The following is a 20,792-nucleotide window of genomic DNA, read 5'->3' on the forward strand; positions in this document are numbered from 1 at the left end:
TGTCAGATGATACTAATCCTGTTGGTTTCTAGATCAAAAGCGCTTTGCACAATGAATGATGTCGGATATGGTTCAGTCAGAATCCGGCCGCGTATTTCAAACAACAGAACGTTATAGTTCAGTTTTGTTTCATCTTTCATAAGTGGTGCAACACCTAATGAAGATGCCTCCAGCCTGGGTTCGAAACGCAGGATTGCCCGGCGAATAGCTTTTTCAATATCTGCCCATTTGCGTTCATGCATATACTGACCGGCGATAGGCGGAACACCATAATTCACTACTGATGAGGCAACCTGCGGGTATTTCCCCACATCTATTTCATCTTCCAGATTTGTGGTGTTGAGCAGGAGCATCAGATCACGCTGAACAATTTCACGTAACCGGCTGGCAGAGACAGTATAGTTATCTGAAAGTTCAGTTTTGCGTCCCGGAGCATCATCGCGTAAACGATCAAATAATGTCGGTAACAGGTGTTCTCTGGGACGCAGTGGAGGAAATTGTTCAGCCATTTATTGCTTCTTTATTATCTGCAAATGTACATGAAGTCATTTCTAAGATACCGATATCATTTTGATCTGTTTGCCAGGTTTTTTGTCCCAGGGCACGTACTGATGTTTGTCCGTGCTCTTGCCAGATTGTTTCCCTGCATAACATTAATGACTCACCTGCCGATTCAGATCCGCAGCAGCGTGCAAGCAGGAAAGCGTGGTGTTCTGATCCGTCTTTCAGTGTTATCAGTGCCGGTTTCCAGAGTAAATCGAGAATAGTTTTAGGTTGTTCAGAAGAAATAGCACTTAGTTGTTCAAAAGGCAGCCATGTATAGATACCACCCATTACCAGTTCAATAGTAGGACCCAACCATGTGTCACTGTCTGCAATCCATGCAAATTCACCGCCCGGTTCAATAACACCGGAAGCATCTTTACTTGATCCCAGTGCTCCTTCTCTGATTTCATCAGCTTTTTCTTCATTCCCTGACTGATTCAGGGCAATTGCGTCAAGTAACTGATCCACCCATGCTGGCGGTGGCTGAATAAATCCCGGACGTTTGCGACCGGCAAAACATTCTTTCCGATAGATTTCACAGGTAATCAGTCCTCTGTAAGCATGTGCTTCCTGTTCAAATCCGGATTGCATTTGCGCGCAAACCTGCAGTTGTTTCAATGCTCGCTGCCAGTCACCCAGAAGGCATAATAACTGAAATAGCAGCCAGCGCTGAGCAGGGTCTGTCGGGCTGACTTTGATCTGTTGTTCAGCTTCCTGAATCAGCGTAGTGATTGACCGGTCTGCCATCCATTGTTGTAGCGTCGATGGATTATCATGATTACTGCTGGTGATTGTCATCGGTAGAATCCTTTTGATAATTATTAGAAAATTGAGTCATACGGTAATGACTGTCCACACTTACAGTATGATGGTCTTTTCTGGTCAGTGCTGGCGGCATATGAGTATGACCGGTATGTTGTTGCCAGCCTGGTGCAAACAGGCGTAAGACTTCTGGTATTTCTTCAATGTGAAAGAGTTCTGCCTCTCTCAGACTATCCAGTCCGTTAAAAATATCATCTATATTTAACGGCCCGGAAACTATATCCTGTAACGTCATTAACGGATCAGTATTGCCAGACAGATCAGCTAGATTAATGGTGGACACTGAACTTGAAATATTGTTTTGCAACAGTCTTTTTTGCCAGACATAGTCATTATCGGATAATTGCGGTGTGTCCAGAGCATGACAATATTCCTGTAATAACTCATGAAAAATAGTTTCGGCCGGTGATTCTTCCTGAGATGAATCCTTGACTTTGAATGCCGTGCTTTCCAATAATTCATACGGCAGATTGGGTATGATCAGATCAAAAGGATTTTCTTCCGCATTTTCTTTTTGCTTTTGAGGATCAAACCAAGTCAGCTCTAAAGGCATTATTTCTTTAGTTGACGGAATAATACTGGTTGTTTCAAACTCCGGTTTTGTATCTGTTTGTTCTTCAGGATTGATTTGCCAGATAGATAATCCCCATTCAAGCGTATCGCCATCATGCAGTTGAAACCAGTGATTTGATGTCAGGGTGATTTCGTTTACAGCGCAATGTACTTCTGAAGACTTGTTTAACAGCTGCCATCCGTTCTTTGAATATTGAAAGCATAACGCCAAATCTTCGTTTTCAGGAGCTTCCTCAACATGGAGCTCATATATCGCATTTTTCATAAAAAAAGCGAAATCTTTCAATTCATAGATTTCACCAATCTTGATCCCGCGAAGGTAGTCAAGACGTAATAACAGCGTACTGTTCATAACGCTTTCCCGACAATAACACGCCAAGTCCTCTTTGTCTGAATTATGGATTGATTAACATTTATTTCATAACTTTATAAGAAGTAATAAAATATTATCTTTAGCAAAGAAAAATAAATCTTTTTTTTGAAAAAAATGCACACACTTTATGCATATATCTGTTTATTATCTTATCTTTTAAATTGTTAAGCAAGATTTATTCTTGTATCCTATATATAAACATATTAAAATTAAATTAATTTAATATTTGTTAAATTATATTTATAATGTAGTGAAGATTAACTTTTATTAGAGATTTTACATGCATAAACAATTTGAATCGGGGAGTAGGTAAACCAGTATGGATATTTCGCGCCAGGCATTGTTTGGTAAACTGAACACAACACTTTTTCGCTCCATTGAATCAGCTACGACTTTTTGTAAGCTGCGCGGAAATCCCTATGTTGAACTGGTGCATTGGATACACCAGCTTATGCAATTAAATGATGGCGATATGATGCGAGTGTTGCGTCATTTTGACATTGATCTGGCACAAATTGAACAGGATATTTCCCGCAGTTTGCTACTGTTGCCATCGGGAGCAAGCTCTATAAGTGACTTTTCCCACTATATTGATCAGTCAATTGAACGTGCCTGGGTTTATGCCACATTAACATTTAATGATAACAAAATCCGCAGCGCCTGGTTACTTGCTGCTCTGGTGATGACTCCTGAGCTCAGGCGTGTACTGGTTGGCATTTCTACTGCATTTGCCAAAATTCCTCAGGAAGGACTGGCAGATATTTTACCCGGTGTTGTTGCCGGATCTCCGGAGTCTGCGGATCAAGCTTATGACAATTCTGGTTTTACTCCGGCCTCTCCTGGAGAGGCCAGTCAGTCATTAACCAGTACCGGTCAGGATGGCCAATCTGCTTTAACTCGTTACTGTGCGGATCTGACGGAGCAGGCAAAGCAGGGAAAAATAGATCCGGTGATTGGTCGTGAACACGAAATACGCACGATGATCGATATTCTGTTACGTCGCCGGCAGAATAATCCGCTGCTGACCGGAGAAGCCGGTGTTGGTAAAACAGCAGTGGTAGAAGGATTTGCTCTGGCTATTGCGCAAAAAGAGGTTCCGCCAAGTCTGGCTGAAGTACGCCTGCTGGCTCTGGATGTCGGCGCCCTGCTGGCTGGTGCCAGTATGAAAGGGGAGTTTGAGTCGCGGTTGAAATCCGTACTGGAAGAAGCGACCAATTCTGCTCAGCCGGTGATTCTGTTTGTCGATGAAGTGCATACTTTAGTCGGAGCCGGTGGTGCTTCAGGAACCGGAGATGCTGCCAATCTGCTTAAACCTGCGCTGGCCAGAGGAACGTTACGCACGATTGGAGCTACTACCTGGAGTGAATATAAACGACATATTGAAAAGGATCCGGCATTAACCCGGCGTTTTCAGGTTTTACAGGTTGCAGAACCGGAAGAAGTTGCAGCCATTGATATGGTGCGAGGTCTGGTTTCAACATTTGAAGCACACCACGGTGTTATTGTGCTTGAGGATGCAGTTCGTGCTGCTGTTAAGCTGTCTCACCGCTATATTCCTTCCCGGCAGCTACCGGACAAGGCAATAAGTCTTCTGGATACAGCCTGTGCCCGGGTTGCACTGTCTTTGCATACACCTCCCAGCAGGGTGCAGTATCTGAGACAGCAGTTAAAAGCAGCTCAGACAGAACATAAATTATTATCCAAACAGCAGCGTATAGGTGTTTATGCGGGCGATCTGAACGAGATCGAAGCCAGAATTTCAGCCTTATCTGAAGATTTAAAAACAGAAGAAGCACACTGGAAAGAAGAGCTGGAAGCAGTTGAAAAAATTCTTGCAGCACGTGAACGCTGTCAGAATAGTGACGAAGCGGATGCATTGTCTGAATTATCAGAGCTTGAATCAGTTTTGCGCCAGCATCAGGGCGATATGCCTTTGGTTTTTCCGGAAGTAAGTGAAACAGTGGTTGCAGCTATTGTTTCCGACTGGACCGGCATTCCGGTCGGACGCATGGTCAAAGATGAGGTAGGGGCAGTACTGAATCTGTCCGAACATCTGGGACAACGGGTAATCGGGCAAAACCAGGCACTGTTGCAGATCGGAGAGCGCATACAGACATCACGTTGCGGTTTAACTGATCCCAATAAACCGGTTGGTGTATTTTTGCTGGTCGGGCCTTCTGGTGTAGGTAAGACAGAAACTGCTCTTGCACTGGCAGAGGCTATGTATGGTGGTGAACAGAATCTCATTACAATCAATATGAGTGAATTTCAGGAGGCGCATACCGTATCAACACTGAAGGGCGCGCCTCCGGGTTATGTTGGGTATGGCGAAGGTGGTGTTCTGACAGAAGCGGTACGTCGTCGGCCTTATAGCGTGGTATTGCTGGATGAAATAGAAAAAGCACATCACGATGTTCATGAAATTTTTTATCAGGTATTTGATAAAGGCATGATGGAAGATGGCGAAGGGTTAAATATTGACTTTAAAAATACCGTTATCTTGCTAACTAGCAACGTTGGTTCCGATCTGGTTTCTCAGCTTTACGACGATCCTGCTCTTGCTCCTGACTGGCGTACTTTGAAAGAAGTACTGATGCCTGAATTGCGCAAACATTTCCCTGCAGCATTTATAGGTCGTCTGACAGTTATACCTTATCTGCCTCTGGCTGATGAAGCGCTGGGCAGTATTGCCAGAATGCATCTGGATCGTATTGTACAGCGGATGCAGGAACAGCACGGTATTGCATTACATTATGACGAAGCACTGGTCAGCCATATCATTCAACATTGTCCGATGCATGAAACGGGCGCACGGTTACTGATTGGCTATATTGAACAGCATATTCTGCCGGCATTGTCGCGTTATTGGTTGCAGGCGTTGTCCGAAAAGAATGTTCTGGAATGCATTGATATCAGCATTGATCCGAACCGTAGTGAAGATCCTATTGTTTTTCAGGCACGGTTGGCTGGTGAAATGTCTACAAAGTAGCAAACTAAATGGCCGGTTAAGACCGGGATTATTTGATAATAGTAAAGGAAGCAAATATGGCGGTATTTAACAACAGCGCCCAGAAATTTATTCAGCGCAATCGTGCGCCAAGGGTGCAAATTGAGTATGACGTTGAAATTTACGGTTCCGAGAAAAAAATCGAGCTGCCATTTGTCATGGCTGTGCTGGCAGACTTGTCCGGTAAACCGGCAGAAGAATTGCCACCAGTTGCAGAGCGCAAATTTCTGACCATTGATATCGATAATTTCGATGAACGAATGAAAGCCATTCAGCCACGTGTGGCATTTGCCGTACCAAATACCTTATCAGGTGACGGACAGCTTATGGTTGATATCACTTTTGAGAGTATGGAAGATTTCTCACCGGCACGCGTGGCACAAAAAGTTGATGCTCTGAAACAATTACTGGATGCCCGTACTCAGCTGGCTAACCTGCAAACCTATATGGATGGCAAATCCGGTGCTGAGAATTTAGTTAACCGGCTGCTACAGGATCCGGGTTTGTTGCAGGCACTGGCCAAAGCACCTAAACCACAGTCAGCAACTGAAGAAAAAACCGGGGCATCTGCACCTGCGGATAGCAAGTAATAACCCGCGCTCAGAGTCTATTTGTAAGTATTGAGGAGTATTTATGGCTACACAGTCAAAACAGCAATCCGATGTCGCAGTGGCAGAACGCCCGGTTGCGCAATCCGAATTCAGCAATTTACTAACCAAAGAATTTAAACCTAAAACAGATCAGGCAGCCAAAGCTGTTGAACAGGCAGTTAAAACTTTAGCAGAACAGGCACTGTCTCATTCAGTAACCATCAGTGACGATGCTTATAAAAGTATTGAAGCTATTATTGCTGAAATTGATCATAAGCTTTCCGAACAGATCAATCTGATTCTACATCATGAATCTTTCCAGAAACTGGAGTCATCATGGCGCGGTTTGTTTCATCTGGTATCCAATACTGAGGTAGATGAACATTTGAAAATTCGTTTCATGAATCTGTCTAAAGATGATTTGCGCCGCAGCATGAAACGTTTTAAAGGCATTGCATGGGATCAGAGTCCTTTATTCAAACAGATTTATGAAGAAGAATATGGTCAGCTTGGTGGTGAACCTTATGGCTGTATGATTGCTGATTATTATTTTGATCACACACCACCGGATGTGGATCTGCTTGGTTCAGTTGCCAAAGTAGCAGCTGCTTCACATATGCCGTTTATTGCCGGTGCGTCACCAGCTGTACTGCAAATGGATTCCTGGCAGGAATTGGCTAATCCGCGCGATTTAACCAAAATTGTTACCCAGAATCTGGAATACGCTCCGTGGAACTCGCTGCGTGCCAGTGAAGATTCACGTTATCTTGGTTTGGCTATGCCTCGTTTCCTTGCGCGTTTACCATATGGCATTAAAACCAATCCGGTAGATGAATTTGATTTTGAAGAAGATACAGACGGATCAGATCATCGCAAATATGTATGGAGTAATGCCGCTTACGCCATGGGTGTTAACATTAACCGTTCATTTAAACACTTTGGCTGGTGTACCATGATTCGCGGCGTTGAGTCAGGTGGTACCGTTGAAAATCTGCCATGTCATACTTTCCCGACTGATGACGGTGGTGTGGATATGAAGTGCCCGACCGAAATCGCCATTTCTGACCGTCGTGAAGCAGAGTTATCAAAGAATGGTTTTATTCCGCTGATTCATCGCAAGAATACAGACTACGCAGCATTTATAGGTGCGCAATCTCTGCAAAAACCTCAGGAATATTATGATCCGGACGCTACAGCCAATGCTAATTTGTCTGCACGTTTACCTTATCTGTTTGCGTGCTCACGTTTTGCGCATTTTCTGAAATGTATCGTACGCGACAAAATTGGTTCATTCAAAGAGCGTGAAGATATGCAGCGCTGGCTGAATGAATGGATTATGAATTATGTCGACGCAGATCCGGTGAATTCATCACAGGAAACTAAAGCGCGCCGTCCGCTGGCTGCTGCAGAAGTAGTAGTGGAAGAAGTTGAAGGCAATCCGGGATACTACGATGCCAAATTCTTCCTGCGTCCGCATTTCCAGCTTGAAGGACTGACCGGCTCTCTGCGTCTGGTTACCAAGCTGCCATCTGTGAAAAAAGAAAATGCATAAACAGTAACATCATAGAATGAATTTCGGATTGCAATATTGTATGGCCATATTGTATTGCCCGAATATGTAGTAGGTAATTTTAACTTTAAAAAGGAAGCTAATAATGGCTCATGATATATTTTTAAAAATTGATGGTATTGAAGGTGAAGCATTAGATGACAAACATAAAAATGAAATCGAAGTGCTGAACTGGACATGGACAGTTCACCAGGAGTCTTCAATGCATACTGGTAGCGGTCTGGGTTCTGGCAAGGTTACAGTAAATGATCTTGAATTTGAACACTACATCGACCGTGCAAGCCCGAACCTGTTCAAGTACTGTACTACAGGTAAACACATTGCCAATGCTGTTTTGACAATGCGTAAACCAGGTGGTACTCCTCTGGAATATTTGAAATACACTTTCAAGGATTTAATTGTATCTCGAGTAATGCCTAGTGGTAGTCGTGACGGTGAAATGGCTCCACGTGAATTCGTTAGTTTATCATTCACTTCCATCGTGCAGGAATATGTTGTTCAGAATCAGCAGGGTGGCAGCGGTGGTACTGTTACTGCAGGTTACGACTTCAAAGCAAACAAAGACGCAGCTTAAACCTGAGTATACCGGTACCAGCCAGTTTGAATTGGTTGGTGCCGGTATTTGGTGTGTTGCACAGGACGACGTATGGTTACATATGTAAATACTTTTCTTCATCGGAGCATTGTGCTTATTTTCTTGTCGATGACCTTGCTGACAGGTCTTATCGGCTGTACCAGCACAAGACCATCGATTAAGGAGCAAACCAGTATTGATTTGCGCATTGAAGCTGCGGAAAACGTCAATCCTGATGAAAAAGGTCGCGCTGCACCTATACAGGTGCGAATTTACGAATTAAAGAATGATAACGCTTTTACTTCAGCAGATTTTTACTCATTACAGGATAATGATAAATCAATACTTGGTGGTGATCTGCTGGTAAGTGATGAATTTATTCTGCGTCCGGGGGAAGTTAAAACCATTCGCCGCAGAACAAATCCAGAAACTACAGTGATCGGCGTACTGGCCGGTTATCGCGGACTGGCTCAATCACAATGGCGTGAAACTTACCACCTTGCTGAAGCTCCGTATGCCAGATGGTATAGGGAGTGGTGGCCGCTGAAAAAAGTAAAGCTGGATATTAACATTGGGCAGAGGGCCGTTGTGGTCACTGAACTGGATTAAAGCAGAGGAATTTCTCTAAATGAGTTGGTACAACCGAGTGGTCTGGAGCGAAGGACAATTTCTGCTGCCGCAGATTTTCCAGCAACAGGAACGTTATCTGGAACATTTTGCACATCGTCGTAGTGCGCCGTTGTCGCCGTTCTTCTGGGGATTCTCCCGTTATGACATCGATCACGAAGCATTAAATCTGGGAAAACTGGTACTTAAAGATGTTGCCGGTGTATTTGCGGACGGCACACCCTTTGAAGCACCTGGAAATACACCATTGCCGCCGCCGCTGACAATTCAGCCGGAACATCTTGATCAGATTATTTATCTGGCTTTGCCGATTCGTACGCCAAACGGAGAAGAAACCAGTTTTGAAGATAATCCTGAATCATTGGCCCGTTATGCAGTATTTGAAAGCGATGTCCGGGATGCCAATTCAATCGGACTGGGTGCAAAAACTGTACAATTAAGTAATTTGCGCTTACGGTTAATGCCTAAAAAAGCACTGACGGATGCATGGATTGGTCTGCCGATAGCACGGATAAGCACATTGCGTTCAGACGGTGGCGTAGAGATTGACAGTACTGTCATTCCGCCGGTGACTCAGTATACAGCCAATACTTTATTACAGACCTGGTTATCACAGATTCATGATCTGACACATCTGCGTGCTGATTCTCTGGCAGAAAGGCTCACTGGCGGTCATGGTAAAGGTGCGGAAGCAGCAGAAGTATCAGATTATTTACTATTACAAATTCTGAACCGATATGAACCATTGCTCTTTCATATACTCAAAGTAGGGGCAACATCGCCAGAGTTTATTTATCGACAGTTACTTAGTATGGCTGGTGAATTGTCCACATTTGTCCGGCCCCATACCCGGCGTCCGGTAGAACATCCGCCTTATCTGCATGAAGCACCTTATTATTGTCTGAAACCTGTTGTAGATGATGTACAGCATTTACTCAATGCCGTTTTAATTCGCAGTGCACAGCATATTCGTTTGGAAGATGCGGCTTATGGCGTCAAGAATGCTGTAGTAGAACCAACCGAACTGCGAGGCTTTGGTTCAATGGTACTGGCTGTTAAAGCGCAGATACCGCCGGATATACTTGTTCATCAGTTTTCTGCTCAAACTAAAATCGGACCTTCCGATCGTTTACCGGAATTAATTCGTTCTCACTTACCGGGCATGGTATTACAGGCACTGCCGGTACCACCCCGTCAGATTCCGTTTAATGCAGGATATGTCTATTTTGAATTATTGCGTGAAGGTCCGTTATGGGAGCACATCGCACATTATGGCGGATTGGCCATGCATATTGCCGGTGACTTTCCAGGCTTGCTGATTGAACTTTGGGGAGTACGTGATCAATGAATGAATTCGATAGTATTCTCGGTGATTCAGGTACCACGGGGCAACAAACAATTGCATCCTCTGCTTCAGAATCATTATCGAAGCAAAACGGATATGAGTTTGATCAGCATAGCGAAGCACCGTGGTTTAGTGATCAGCATACAAAGAAAATCATGGCTAATATTGATGCCGGTCCGGACAGTAAACAACGACTGGCAGATATTGAAGCTGCTGATAATCCATTGCTTGAAGCCGCACAGCCATTATTGCTGACACTGGCAAACATGCCAACACAACTTGATTCTTATGATAATGGTATTGAGAGCTTGCGCGAATTGCTTATACGCGAAGTTCATATTTATCAAACATTGTGTGATCAGGCAAATTTGCGCCGTGAACATGTACTGGCAGTACGTTATTGTTTGTGTACAGCACTGGATGAGGCTGCAAACAAAACCTCCTGGGGTGGTGGCGGCGCATGGGCACGGAAAAGTCTGCTGATTGTTTTTCATAACGAGAGCTATGGCGGCGAGAAAATATTTTTACTTATCGGTCGTCTTTCACCTAATCCTCAGGAATATGGTGATGTACTTGAAGTAATTTACCGAATCCTGAGCTTAGGCTTTGAAGGCCGGTACAGTGTACGGCCGGATGGCCGGAAACAACTTGACCTGATCCGTCAGCAATTGCTATCCATTATCAGCAGCGGACGAGATCCGGTTGCCCGGGATTTGTCGCCGCACTGGCTGGCTGACGCTGCAGGCAGACTCCGCCGGCTGCACTGGATACCAGTTTGGGCAAGTGCAGCATTTTTTACCTGTTTTTTACTGGTTATTTTTGTTTGGTTCAAATTTCAGATTGTTGGTACTGATACAAAATTGCAGCAACGGATTGCGGCTATAGGTAAAGCTGTACCTCCGCCGGCTGTTACCACTACCGGTGTGTTGCGTCTCAAATCATTATTGAAAGATGAAATTGAGCGCGGGGTCGTTAGTGTTAATGAAAATGCCCAGCAAAGCCAGGTGACTTTCCTTGGAGATTTTATGTTTGTGCCGGGTAAAAAAACGGTTAATCCAAAGATAATGCCTGTACTGGATAAGGTTGCCAGTGAAATAAACAAAGTATCCGGTACAGTTATGGTAACAGGACATACCGATAACCAGCCTATTCATACTGCTGAATTTCCCTCTAACCAGGTTTTATCTGAAAAAAGGGCTGCTGAAGTCGCTTCCTTGTTAACAGAGAAAGGTGTGGCTGCATCACGGTTGAAAATTATTGGTTTAGGTGACACCGCGCCGGTAGACGACAACAATACAGCGCAAGGCAGAGCAAAAAATCGCCGTGTAGATATTGTTGTAACGGAATGAAATAGTGATAAATTCTGATATCGCTGTGTATGGCATTAAGGTATCAATTATGAGGCGTGTCAAAATTTTTGTTGGTGCAAGTCCGATTGGAGAGCAGAAGACTTTGGCTTATCCCATGAAAAGGTGTGATGATGAAAATGTTGAATAATATATTGAAACATTTTTTATGCATTTCGCTGGGCTTAAGTAGTTTTATTTGTTTGGCATCAGATATGAATGCTGATGAACGTGCTTTTATTGAATTCATTAAGCAGCAACTTTCTGTACAGGTATCTGTGCAGCGAATTCCTGCTGAACAGATACATACTATTGTCAGTCGTAATCTAGATCTGCGGATGGAGAAATTGCTAACCAAAGTGGATGGTATTAACCTACATACTAGGTCTGTAGACAGTACCGTTACGCCAATTCAGCTGGCTCTTCTAGAACTCATCTATCCGGATGAAGCAACGGCAGTGCAAGCTTTACGACAGCTGGGAAAAAAACGTTATTTCCAGCATAGCAAAATACTAATACCGTTTTCCATAGTTCAAATAGGTCATCGGTTGCTAATCGTATTTACTGAAAATGCAGGAAATAGCAGTGCGATAGCAGTTATAGAAAAATTCCCTACAGAGGGGTTATATCCTCGGGAAACTTTATTAAATATCCAGCAAAATAGATAGCAAAAGCAAATAACATGCAAAAAATTCTAGATTTTCTTTTTTCACGTCGCATGCTGGCGATTCTCGGTATTATCATTTTGGCACTGGTCATATGGTTTGTCGGGCCATTGTTAGCATTTGGAGAATTTCATCCGTTTGCATCCATACCTATGCGCGTGATCACAATTCTGCTTCTGTTTGGATTATTGTTTCTCTGGTTTAAGAACTGGTCACTTTCAATTATCTGGGTTGCAGCAATATGTGTATTAATCTGGCAAGCCGCACCACAGCTGGCATATGGTAAGACTCATCCTTTTGCTCCGGCCTGGGTTCGTGCTGTGCTGATCGGTCTTGTCTTGTTCTGTTATGCCCTTTATGGTTTATACCGTCTCTGGCAGGCATTGCGGGTAGACGAACAATTACTGCAAAAAATTCTTCGTCCGCGTAAAGAAAAATCTGCTGTTGCAGAATCGCGCGAGGATCAGCGGGCTGTTACCAGTATTGTTACCCGTGCCATTGAGCAGTTAAAACAGATGAGAATTGGTAAACCGGGAATCGGTTTTCGCCGTCTTTTCGAAGGTAAACGTTATCTGTATGAATTGCCATGGTATATGATTATTGGCGCACCGGGTGACGGTAAGACCACTGCATTGCTTAACGCAGGTCTGCAATTTCCTTTAGCAGAACAAATGGGGCAGTCGGCGGAAGCAATCGCTATTCCCGGCAAAGGAGGAACCCTGCATTGCGACTGGTGGTTTACCAATGAAGCAGTATTAATTGATACTGCTGGCCGGTACGTTCGCCAGGATGACGGAGATTCAGCAGAAAATGCGTCCCGTAATGCCGGAGAGTGGCGCGGCTTTCTTGGTTTATTACGTAAATATCGGCCGCGTGCACCTATTAATGGTGTGTTACTAACCATCAATGCAGCTGATCTGGCGGGTAAAACCGAGGCCGAACGTATTACAGCGGCAGCGGCATTAAGAGCACGGTTGGCGGAGCTGCGCACAGAGCTTGGCATTCGTTTTCCGGTATATCTTATGGTTACCAAAATGGATTTGCTGCCAGGGTTTACCGATTACTTCAATTCACTGACGACAGAAGGCCGTGCTCAGATATGGGGCTTTACGCTTCCGTACGATCAGAAACAGCAGAAAAACAGTCGTGATCAGTTACGTCCGAGCTGTGAAAATGAGCTGAAACTGCTGGCAAAACGTCTGGATCAGGGCATAGATAACCGTTTGCAGGAAGAATATGATGTGCAGCGGCGCTGTAATCTTTATGCGCTGCCTCAGGAATTTGCAGCACTGTCTGAACCATTACTGGATATTATTGAGCGCGTATTTCTTGATTCTAAATTTGATTCTACCCAGCTACACAATACGCTCCGTGGTGTTTACTTCACAAGTGCCGCACAGGCACCAGCCAATGCTAATGCCGATCGTCAATCACCATTACAACGTTTATGGCGTGCTATAAAACGTGATCCGGCACTCACAGAAAAAAATAGCCTTTACGCTAATACAGTAACACCTACCGGCAGTCGGAGCTATTTTCTGCATGATTTACTGACTAAACTGGTATTTCAGGAACCTAATCTGGTGCAGCCGAACCTGCAATGGGAAATGCGTTACCGGGTGATGCGTTTTGCCGGGCATACACTAGTACTGATTATTTTTCTTTGGCTGGTTCAGGGTATGTATACCAGTTATGGTAAAAATACTAGCTACCTGTCTGCAATCAGTTCTAAAACGACAGTACTGGCGGAAAAAGTTCGTGCCTATGCGCGAAAACCAACTGCTGAAGCTGTACCGGATATATTGAATTCAGCCCGGGAACTGGCTGCTTATCCTGGGCTTGATCCGGATAAACCGCCAACCAGTTACCGTTATGGTTTGTATAGCGTGCCTCCGGTTATTAAGAGTGCTGCAGCCACTTATGATCAACTGCTTGATCAATTATTACTGCCACCTATTGTCCGTGGTGTGGAAAGTACATTATCTAATGCAATTGTACAGAAAGATGCTAAAGAAACCTATGATGCCTTGCGTGTCTATCTGTTACTGAATTTGGATACTGAACATCAGGATAAATTTAATGCTAATGAAATTCAGGCATGGGTACTGAAGAAATGGGAACAAAACGACACTGCTGCTGTGTTTGGCGGTAGTGCCAGTATTTACGAACATCTGGGTGCATTATTTGATGGCAGCCGTGTAGTACATTCTCCATTTGCCAAAAACGACGCGTTGATTCGCAGCGCGCGGGAACTGCTGGAGGGTAGTTCCAGCACTGAACGTATCTATGATCGGGCCAAAGTTACCATGACTGATGAGGCTCCGGAGGATTTTACTATTGTCCGGGCTGTTGGTGCTGATGCGGGTACTGTTTTTATTCGTGCCAGCGGCACTCCTCTGGATCAGGGCATTCCGGGGCTTTTTACTGTTCAGGGATATCGTGAATTATTTGATAAACGTATCTCTGAATTTGTCGCAGCCGCCTATGCAGATGATGAATGGGTTATGGGAAGAGAGACAACTGCTTCTCAAAAAAAAACTGCTGAGCGTGCGCAACAGCTGGCACGGAGGGTTAACGGAGATGAAGATCCTTTAATTAAAGAAGTACGACGCCTTTACTTGACGGAATACACCTCACGCTGGCAGACTTTTCTTGAAGATATTCATAGCGTGAACAGTACTGGTGCGGACAACAGCACCAGCCTAGCTTTTGATTTGCAAACCCTGCGTACATTTGCAGCGCCAGATTCGCCATTGATGCGTTTGTCCAAAGCAGTTGTTGAGCAGACAACCTTAGTACCACCTATAGACATTAAATCCAATCAGAAAATTCTGGCTGAGCGGGCAGAACAACGATTGTCAGGTAATGCACGCGAGGCAGTGCAGACAGCTAAATTATTGAAAAATGTACAGCCCAATGAACAACTGGAAAAGACACTGGTTGATAGCCGTTTTGCAGCTTTACGTGAAGTAGTCACCGGAGTGGCTGACATTCAGAATAATAGTGCCGGCAGCCGTCCGCAAAAACTGGATACCGTGCTCAGCCTGCTCAATGAGTATTACAATCAATTGATGATAGCGGACAATGCACTGGCAGCCAATACATTACCTCCGAAAATTGATGCCGCCGAAAAAATACGACTGGAAGCGGCTAAAATGCCGGCGCCTCTGAAAAATATTTTGCTTGATCTGACTACACAAGGCGCGCGTAAACTCAACCTTGCTTCCGGAGAAGTTCTTAGCCGGCAAATGGAAGCCATGATAGGTGGTAACTGTCGTAATGTAATTGATGGTCGTTATCCCTTTGTGGCCAGTAATCAGGAAGTGAGTGCCGACGACTTTAACCGTGTATTTGCCAGTGGGGGTTTGCTGGATGATTTTTTCAACAAGCAACTGGCTTCACAGGTAGACATAACCACAAATCCATGGCGTTATAAACAAACTGAAGGTAATTCCACACCACTACCCGGACCAAATCTGGAGCCATTCCAGCAGGCTAAACGTATCCGCGAAGCTTTTTTTCAGGAGCCGGGTGCACGTAAAATGTCATGGTCTATGGATATTAAAGTGGTTGAACTCGATCCTACTATCACCGATCTGATCATTGATATTGACGGACAGTCTCAGCGCTATATGCATGGACCGGTACGGCCGCTTCATATTAACTGGCCTGGTCCGCGTAATGGATCAATGGCTGAAATCACTGCCAATCCGCGTATTCGTCAGGATAGCTCAACCATCATTACCAACGGTCCCTGGGCATTATTTCGTCTTCTTAATCAAGGCCGTGTCATCAGCAGCATGAGTGACAGTCGTCATTTAGTAGAATTTAGATTTGACGGACGTCGTGTTGTGCTCGAAGTAACTTCCAGTGTTGATTTCAATTTGCAAAATGTCAACAACCCATTGCATGGATTTACCTGTCCCCAGGGAGGAGTCACACCATGATAGGTATTCCGCGCGTTTCATCACCTGCAATATGGGGTAAATTACCAGACCGCGGTGATTATGTGCGTTATCAGGTGCGTAGTCATGAAGTTGAGGATTGGAGTGTATGGCTGAACAAACAGGAATGGTTGCATACTAAACAAACGTCTTCTGAAGAGGATAAACGGGCATGGTTGCGTCTGACTCCTGATTTCGGGCAGACCGGCATCACATTCCATGCCTTACCATGGAGTTTTGTGCTGGCGCCGGGTGTTTTACCGTTTTCGGGACGGAACTGGCTAATCGGCGTAGTAAGTCCGTCCGCAGACAGTATAGGCCGGTCCTATCCGCTAGTGATTTATCAGACAGTTAACCAGCATTGGCTGCAACGCTATCTGGATGCACCATTGGGCTGGCTCTACTGGCTGGCACAACTGGTTGCCGGCTACGTAACACCGGGAGGAAATAACAAAAAAGATCTTGCCGGACAGCTGGATAGACTATGGGAACTGCATAGCCCGAAATGGGGCGGCTGGTTTGCCCGGGCACAGATCGGTAATCAGACTGTCTGTCGTGAGTTAACCGGTCATCAGCATATAAGTAATGACAGATTACAGGGAGTACGCTCTTTACCATGGGCCAACTGGCCGGAGCTTGTATGGCAGCAGTCACCTACAGAAGGGTGGTTCTGGCAGCAGAATGAAAAGGGTGAGTTTTTAGATGCCAGATGTCTGGGTTCAGCGCTTTGGAAGGAATGAAGTTGGCAGCTAAATCAGCAAAATTCCGTTTACTGACACAGGGAGAAATTGCAATGACGATAAAGTTATTTAAAACACAGCAATCACTATAACTTCAGTAAAGACTCATATGAGTAATTATCAGCCGTATTAGTATGAAGATACCGCTGTTACACCAAATAGTGAGGTATATTTTCCAGAAAAGTAATGTTTAATAATATTTTTATATTGCTGAAAGTAGCAATAATATTCTTAGGTTTATGCATGAAATGATTTATATATTGGCAATACTAAATGGAAATGTCTGTTAAATTAAGAATTTCTTTTATTTGGAAGACAAAGTATGCGTATACATTAGAATTGTGAAGTATTTCTGTCTGCATATAAATATGGGACAACAGGCTGCAATTCATTCTGATTATTTTATTTTAAAAAGTATGCATATAATTTTGTAAAAATTATATATAATAATGTTTTATTAAGTTAAGAGCAAAAGGAATCTGATTTTTTATTATCTGTGTTGAAGATTGCTTTTATTCTTGTATGGTCAATTTGGCACCAGATTTGATCTGAAAATGTTAATCAACTTTGTTTGGAACGTAGCTATGCGCACTTATTTAACCGGAGCAACCCATTTGATATTTTTAATGTAGAAACATTTTACAGAGTAGTTTTTCTATTAAGAATATTTTAAGCATGAACTTTTAAAAACATTCATAATTTTCTGTAATGACTAAAGAAAGATTATTTCAGAAAATTAATTAATATTGTTTTTGATTATTGGTTGATACCTTAGTAGTAAATAAGAAGCAATTTTTATTAATCAGGCCAGAAACTGTGCAGAGGTTGTGCAGCATTATTATATCGGACAGGATTATCTGTCTGCTAATAGAGTAACCAATACTGAAACATACGCCAGTGCGGTCAGTATAACTGCATACAGCACAATAACGATGGGGAAAGATTATGAGCTTTAAAGCAGATCCGGATAAACTGAATCTTCCGGGAAATTCATCTTTACAGACACCGGGTTTTGTTGGCGGACAGAGTGCAACGCCAGATGTCGGAGAGCTGGTTCAGGCCGGTACAGAACAGCTTGCCGGGCAATTGGCGGATAAAGCCAATGCAGCAATCAGTCAGGTACAAAATATTGTCAGTACGGCAAAAGATACTATTGATGCAATAGGAAATGTGGCAGATCCGTCTGCACTTATGAAAGCTGCTCAGGCTGCAGCCGGCGGTGCGGCCGCTCCATTGAAGAACATGCTTGATAATATGCCAACTGATGCTCAGGATATTACAGATGCGATTACCGGTGCACTCAGTGGTGCAGGAACACGAACAGTTACCGTCAGTGGTGCCGCTGTACCGGAGGGAATGCTCACTTTTACCAGTATGTGCGGGCAGGAAACCCTGAGTGAACTCTTTAGCTACACTATTCAGCTGAAAACCCCTGATAAACTGAATATTGGTTATTTTGCACCCAGTTCCAACCTTCCGTTAAAACCAATGGTTGGTAAAGACCTTACTGTTGCAATTGAACTTGAAGGCGGAGATAAGCGTTATATCAGTGGTTTGGTTACAGCTGCCCGGGTGGTTGGTCATCAGGGCCGGGGAGTTGTATATGAATTGCGTCTGGAACCATGGCTGGAATTGGCTACTCGTACCAGTGATTACAAAATCTTTCAGGATAAAAGCGTTGTCGATATTCTTGATGAAGTATTAGGAGAATATCCGTTTGAAATGGAAAAACGTCTCACGGAAACATATCCTAAACGCAATTTTCAGGTTCAGTACGGTGAAACCGATTATGATTTCCTGCAGCGTTTAATGCAGGAATTCGGCATCTATTATTTCTTTGAGCATAGCGAGGGTAGTCATAAGCTCGTGCTAGTTGATGCTATAGGTTCGCATAAACCTTGTCCGGGTTCCCCGTCAGTCAGTTTCCATCAACAGGGGCTGAAGCTGGATAAAGAATTTATTGACACCATTGCAGCTAAAGAGTCACTGCGAACTGGCAAATGGGTACTGGACGATTTTGATTTCAAAAAGCCCAAAGCCAAACTAACCAGCATAGTTGCCAAGCCTCGCGAAACTGGTCATCCCGATTATGAACATTATGAATGGCCGGGTGATTATTTTGATAAAAGTGAAGGTGAATTTCTCACCAAAGTACGCATGGAAGCACAAAAATCTCTGGGCAGCCGAGTTTATGGCAGCGGTACCATACGTACTCTGGTTACCGGCTGTACTTTTAATCTTGAAAACTGCCCGACAGTAGAGGCCAACCGTGAATATCTGATTATAGATTCTTCCTTTATGATCCAGGATAACGGTGAACACAGTAGTCAGGGTCAGGAATTTGTATACGGTACCAGCTTTGAGCTCTTGCCTACCAGCGAAGTTTTTCGTCCGCAGCGTACCATTAAAAAGCCACATACCCATGGTCCGCAAAGTGCCATTATTACCGGTCCTGCAGGTGAAGAAATCTGGACAGATAAATATGGCCGGGTAAAAGTACAATTTCTCTGGGATCGTTATGGCCAGTGGGATGAAAACAGTTCCTGCTGGATCCGCGTCAGCCAGCCATGGGCAGGGAAAGGTTTTGGTGGTATTCAGATTCCGCGTATCGGACAGGAAGTAATTGTAGATTTTAAAAACGGAGATCCCGATTTACCCATTATCACTGGCCGTGTTTACAATGCCGACACCATGCCGCCATGGGGATTACCAGGTAGTAAAACGCAAAGCGGTATGTTCAGTCACTCTATCGGTGGCGGACCGGCAAATGCAAATGCATTGCGCTTTGAAGATAAGCCCGGTCAGGAAGAACTCTGGCTGCACGCAGAAAAAGATCAGCGCATAGAAGTGAATAATGATGAAAGCCATTGGATAGGAAATGATCGTTCTAAAACAATCGATCATAATGAAACGATTAAAGTAGCCAATGATCGTGATACTAAAATTGGTAATAACTGTACAAGAGCCGTGAAAGCTAATGATGCTGTACTGGTCGGCGGAAATAAATCTACAAGTGTCGGTAATAATTATGTAATAGAAGCCGGTGAGTTAATACGATTATGCTGTGGGCAAACTATACTCGAACTTCATGCAAACGGACAATTTAATGTTACCTGTGTTAAGTTCAATATTACTGCCAGCGACAACGGACAAATCAATACTAAGGGAGGAGTGCTGGATTTAAATATGGAAGATGGTGCAGCTGCGGCAGAGGGGCCTGGTAGTAAAGAAGCAATTGATAATGCAGTTGCCAAATCCTTTCCGTCTAAATAATTAAAAGGACAGTTATATGCTATATAAAACAAACGACACCAAAATAGAAATTCCTAGTAATGATTTAAAAGATATAACTTTAAATATTCTTAAATTTAAAGATCTTGGTACATCACTGGTTATGAGCAGAAGCGAACTGGGTGAGGATGAAACCCTTGAGTCCAGTCTTGATGATCAGTTAAAGCGTTTGGAAAGCTCAGTAAAAGGATTAAAATTCCAGCAGAAAACCAAAACTGTTTTCGGAAAAAATCAGGATATTGAAGCGTTTGAATTACGCAACCAGTTTATCAAAGGGAACGAAAGAGTTTATCAGTATCAGCTGGTATGCCTTATTCCGGGCACTCGTACCATGTTTGCCATGAGTTATGTAAAAAATACCAGCCTCGGTGAAGAAGAGGCAGCACAATGGCAGATAATAAAACAAAACTTTGAATTTAACACCTGATGATTTAAATAAATTATCTGAAAAAACTGAATTTAATAAAGCAAAGTTTTTACATTAGCCAATAATAAACAAACGCTGAAATTTGAGCTTGATTGGTAGAGAGATTATCAAATGGGGGAAGCATACTGGGCAGCTCGTGAGGGAGACATCCTTTTACATACTTCATTACTGGCTGACATTGCAGGCGCTGCGGTTGAAATAGCCTGTTATGCGGCTATAGCGACTGCATGCATTGCCGCTGCAGCAGTAGCAATAGGCTTGTTTACTACAACCGGTGGCGCAGCAGCATTGGCATTAGGTGCAGTATTAGGAACTGCCAGTACATCAGCCTGTGTTGTAGGAACCATCGTAT

At 43.8% G+C, this 20,792-nt stretch carries 16 protein-coding genes; 13 read left to right on the forward strand and 3 right to left on the reverse strand.

Annotated elements, in window-relative coordinates; genetic code table 11:
• Positions 1-2: 2 nt before the first annotated feature.
• The 3 genes from tssE to tagK are packed head-to-tail and all read right to left on the reverse strand — an operon-like array spanning position 3 to position 2,293.
• Positions 3-509: a type VI secretion system baseplate subunit TssE gene (gene tssE, locus H3T84_RS10205; protein WP_025329753.1), complete on the reverse strand. Its 507-nt coding sequence runs from the start codon at positions 507-509 to the stop codon at positions 3-5.
• A complete protein-coding gene (locus H3T84_RS10210; RefSeq protein ID WP_174832618.1) occupies positions 502-1,344 on the reverse strand; it encodes a type VI secretion system accessory protein TagJ in 843 nt (280 codons plus the stop codon). The genes tssE and H3T84_RS10210 overlap by 8 nt, the downstream gene beginning before the upstream one ends.
• Entirely contained in the window at positions 1,325-2,293 is a 969-nt protein-coding gene (gene tagK / locus H3T84_RS10215) for a type VI secretion system-associated protein TagK (RefSeq protein ID WP_198219027.1), read from the reverse strand. The genes H3T84_RS10210 and tagK overlap by 20 nt, the downstream gene beginning before the upstream one ends.
• Positions 2,294-2,633: 340 nt before the next feature.
• Here tagK and tssH point away from each other — a divergent pair, with 340 nt between their 5' ends.
• The 13 genes from tssH to H3T84_RS10280 form a co-directional block, all read left to right on the forward strand.
• On the forward strand, positions 2,634-5,303 hold the full coding sequence (gene tssH, locus H3T84_RS10220) for a type VI secretion system ATPase TssH (RefSeq protein ID WP_174832621.1): 2,670 nt from the start codon (positions 2,634-2,636) through the stop codon (positions 5,301-5,303).
• Between the two features lie 56 nt (positions 5,304-5,359).
• Positions 5,360-5,911, forward strand: a complete 552-nt coding sequence (gene tssB, locus H3T84_RS10225; RefSeq protein WP_174832623.1) for a type VI secretion system contractile sheath small subunit — start codon at positions 5,360-5,362, stop codon at positions 5,909-5,911.
• Positions 5,912-5,954: 43 nt separating this feature from the next.
• Positions 5,955-7,463, forward strand: coding sequence for a type VI secretion system contractile sheath large subunit (gene tssC / locus H3T84_RS10230; protein WP_025329758.1), 1,509 nt, complete (start codon positions 5,955-5,957; stop codon positions 7,461-7,463).
• A 103-nt stretch (positions 7,464-7,566) separates the two neighbouring features.
• Positions 7,567-8,055, forward strand: coding sequence for an Hcp family type VI secretion system effector (locus H3T84_RS10235; protein ID WP_025329759.1), 489 nt, complete (start codon positions 7,567-7,569; stop codon positions 8,053-8,055).
• Between the two features lie 72 nt (positions 8,056-8,127).
• A complete protein-coding gene (gene tssJ, locus H3T84_RS10240; RefSeq protein WP_025329760.1) occupies positions 8,128-8,664 on the forward strand; it encodes a type VI secretion system lipoprotein TssJ in 537 nt (178 codons plus the stop codon).
• A gap of 19 nt (positions 8,665-8,683) precedes the next feature.
• Positions 8,684-10,030, forward strand: a complete 1,347-nt coding sequence (gene tssK / locus H3T84_RS10245) for a type VI secretion system baseplate subunit TssK (protein ID WP_025329761.1) — start codon at positions 8,684-8,686, stop codon at positions 10,028-10,030.
• Positions 10,027-11,376, forward strand: a complete 1,350-nt coding sequence (gene tssL, locus H3T84_RS10250) for a type VI secretion system protein TssL, long form (protein ID WP_084562835.1) — start codon at positions 10,027-10,029, stop codon at positions 11,374-11,376. Before tssK ends, tssL begins: the two co-directional genes overlap by 4 nt.
• Before the next feature lie 212 nt (positions 11,377-11,588).
• Positions 11,589-12,041, forward strand: coding sequence for a hypothetical protein (locus H3T84_RS10255; RefSeq protein WP_144353302.1), 453 nt, complete (start codon positions 11,589-11,591; stop codon positions 12,039-12,041).
• Positions 12,042-12,055: 14 nt separating this feature from the next.
• Complete coding sequence (gene tssM / locus H3T84_RS10260; RefSeq protein ID WP_198219028.1) at positions 12,056-15,985, forward strand: type VI secretion system membrane subunit TssM; 3,930 nt, start codon at positions 12,056-12,058, stop codon at positions 15,983-15,985.
• Entirely contained in the window at positions 15,982-16,722 is a 741-nt protein-coding gene (tagF, locus tag H3T84_RS10265; protein ID WP_174832628.1) for a type VI secretion system-associated protein TagF, read from the forward strand. Before tssM ends, tagF begins: the two co-directional genes overlap by 4 nt.
• A gap of 945 nt (positions 16,723-17,667) precedes the next feature.
• Positions 17,668-19,995 (forward strand): type VI secretion system Vgr family protein, encoded by a 2,328-nt coding sequence (locus tag H3T84_RS10270; protein ID WP_198219029.1) that lies wholly within the window; start codon positions 17,668-17,670, stop codon positions 19,993-19,995.
• A 16-nt stretch (positions 19,996-20,011) separates the two neighbouring features.
• A complete protein-coding gene (locus H3T84_RS10275) occupies positions 20,012-20,440 on the forward strand; it encodes a DUF1795 domain-containing protein (RefSeq protein ID WP_084562845.1) in 429 nt (142 codons plus the stop codon).
• 111 nt (positions 20,441-20,551) lie between these two features.
• Positions 20,552-20,792, forward strand: a 241-nt coding sequence (locus H3T84_RS10280) for a hypothetical protein (protein WP_198219030.1), incomplete at its 3' end; no start/stop codon positions are given.

The organism is Snodgrassella sp. M0110 (genome assembly GCF_016101465.1).
GTDB classification, from domain to species: Bacteria; Pseudomonadota; Gammaproteobacteria; order Burkholderiales; family Neisseriaceae; genus Snodgrassella; species Snodgrassella alvi.

Coding starts and splice junctions, on each gene's coding strand:
- tssE (WP_025329753.1), bottom strand. CDS start 509: ATGGCTGAACAATTTCCTCCACTGCGTCCCAGAGAACACCTGTTACCG.
- tssB (WP_174832623.1), top strand. CDS start 5,360: ATGGCGGTATTTAACAACAGCGCCCAGAAATTTATTCAGCGCAATCGT.
- H3T84_RS10235 (WP_025329759.1), top strand. CDS start 7,567: ATGGCTCATGATATATTTTTAAAAATTGATGGTATTGAAGGTGAAGCA.
- H3T84_RS10255 (WP_144353302.1), top strand. CDS start 11,589: ATGAATGCTGATGAACGTGCTTTTATTGAATTCATTAAGCAGCAACTT.
- tssC (WP_025329758.1), top strand. CDS start 5,955: ATGGCTACACAGTCAAAACAGCAATCCGATGTCGCAGTGGCAGAACGC.
- tssJ (WP_025329760.1), top strand. CDS start 8,128: ATGGTTACATATGTAAATACTTTTCTTCATCGGAGCATTGTGCTTATT.
- tssK (WP_025329761.1), top strand. CDS start 8,684: ATGAGTTGGTACAACCGAGTGGTCTGGAGCGAAGGACAATTTCTGCTG.
- H3T84_RS10210 (WP_174832618.1), bottom strand. CDS start 1,344: ATGACAATCACCAGCAGTAATCATGATAATCCATCGACGCTACAACAA.
- H3T84_RS10270 (WP_198219029.1), top strand. CDS start 17,668: ATGAGCTTTAAAGCAGATCCGGATAAACTGAATCTTCCGGGAAATTCA.
- H3T84_RS10275 (WP_084562845.1), top strand. CDS start 20,012: ATGCTATATAAAACAAACGACACCAAAATAGAAATTCCTAGTAATGAT.
- tssL (WP_084562835.1), top strand. CDS start 10,027: ATGAATGAATTCGATAGTATTCTCGGTGATTCAGGTACCACGGGGCAA.
- tagF (WP_174832628.1), top strand. CDS start 15,982: ATGATAGGTATTCCGCGCGTTTCATCACCTGCAATATGGGGTAAATTA.
- tssH (WP_174832621.1), top strand. CDS start 2,634: ATGGATATTTCGCGCCAGGCATTGTTTGGTAAACTGAACACAACACTT.
- tagK (WP_198219027.1), bottom strand. CDS start 2,293: ATGAACAGTACGCTGTTATTACGTCTTGACTACCTTCGCGGGATCAAG.
- tssM (WP_198219028.1), top strand. CDS start 12,056: ATGCAAAAAATTCTAGATTTTCTTTTTTCACGTCGCATGCTGGCGATT.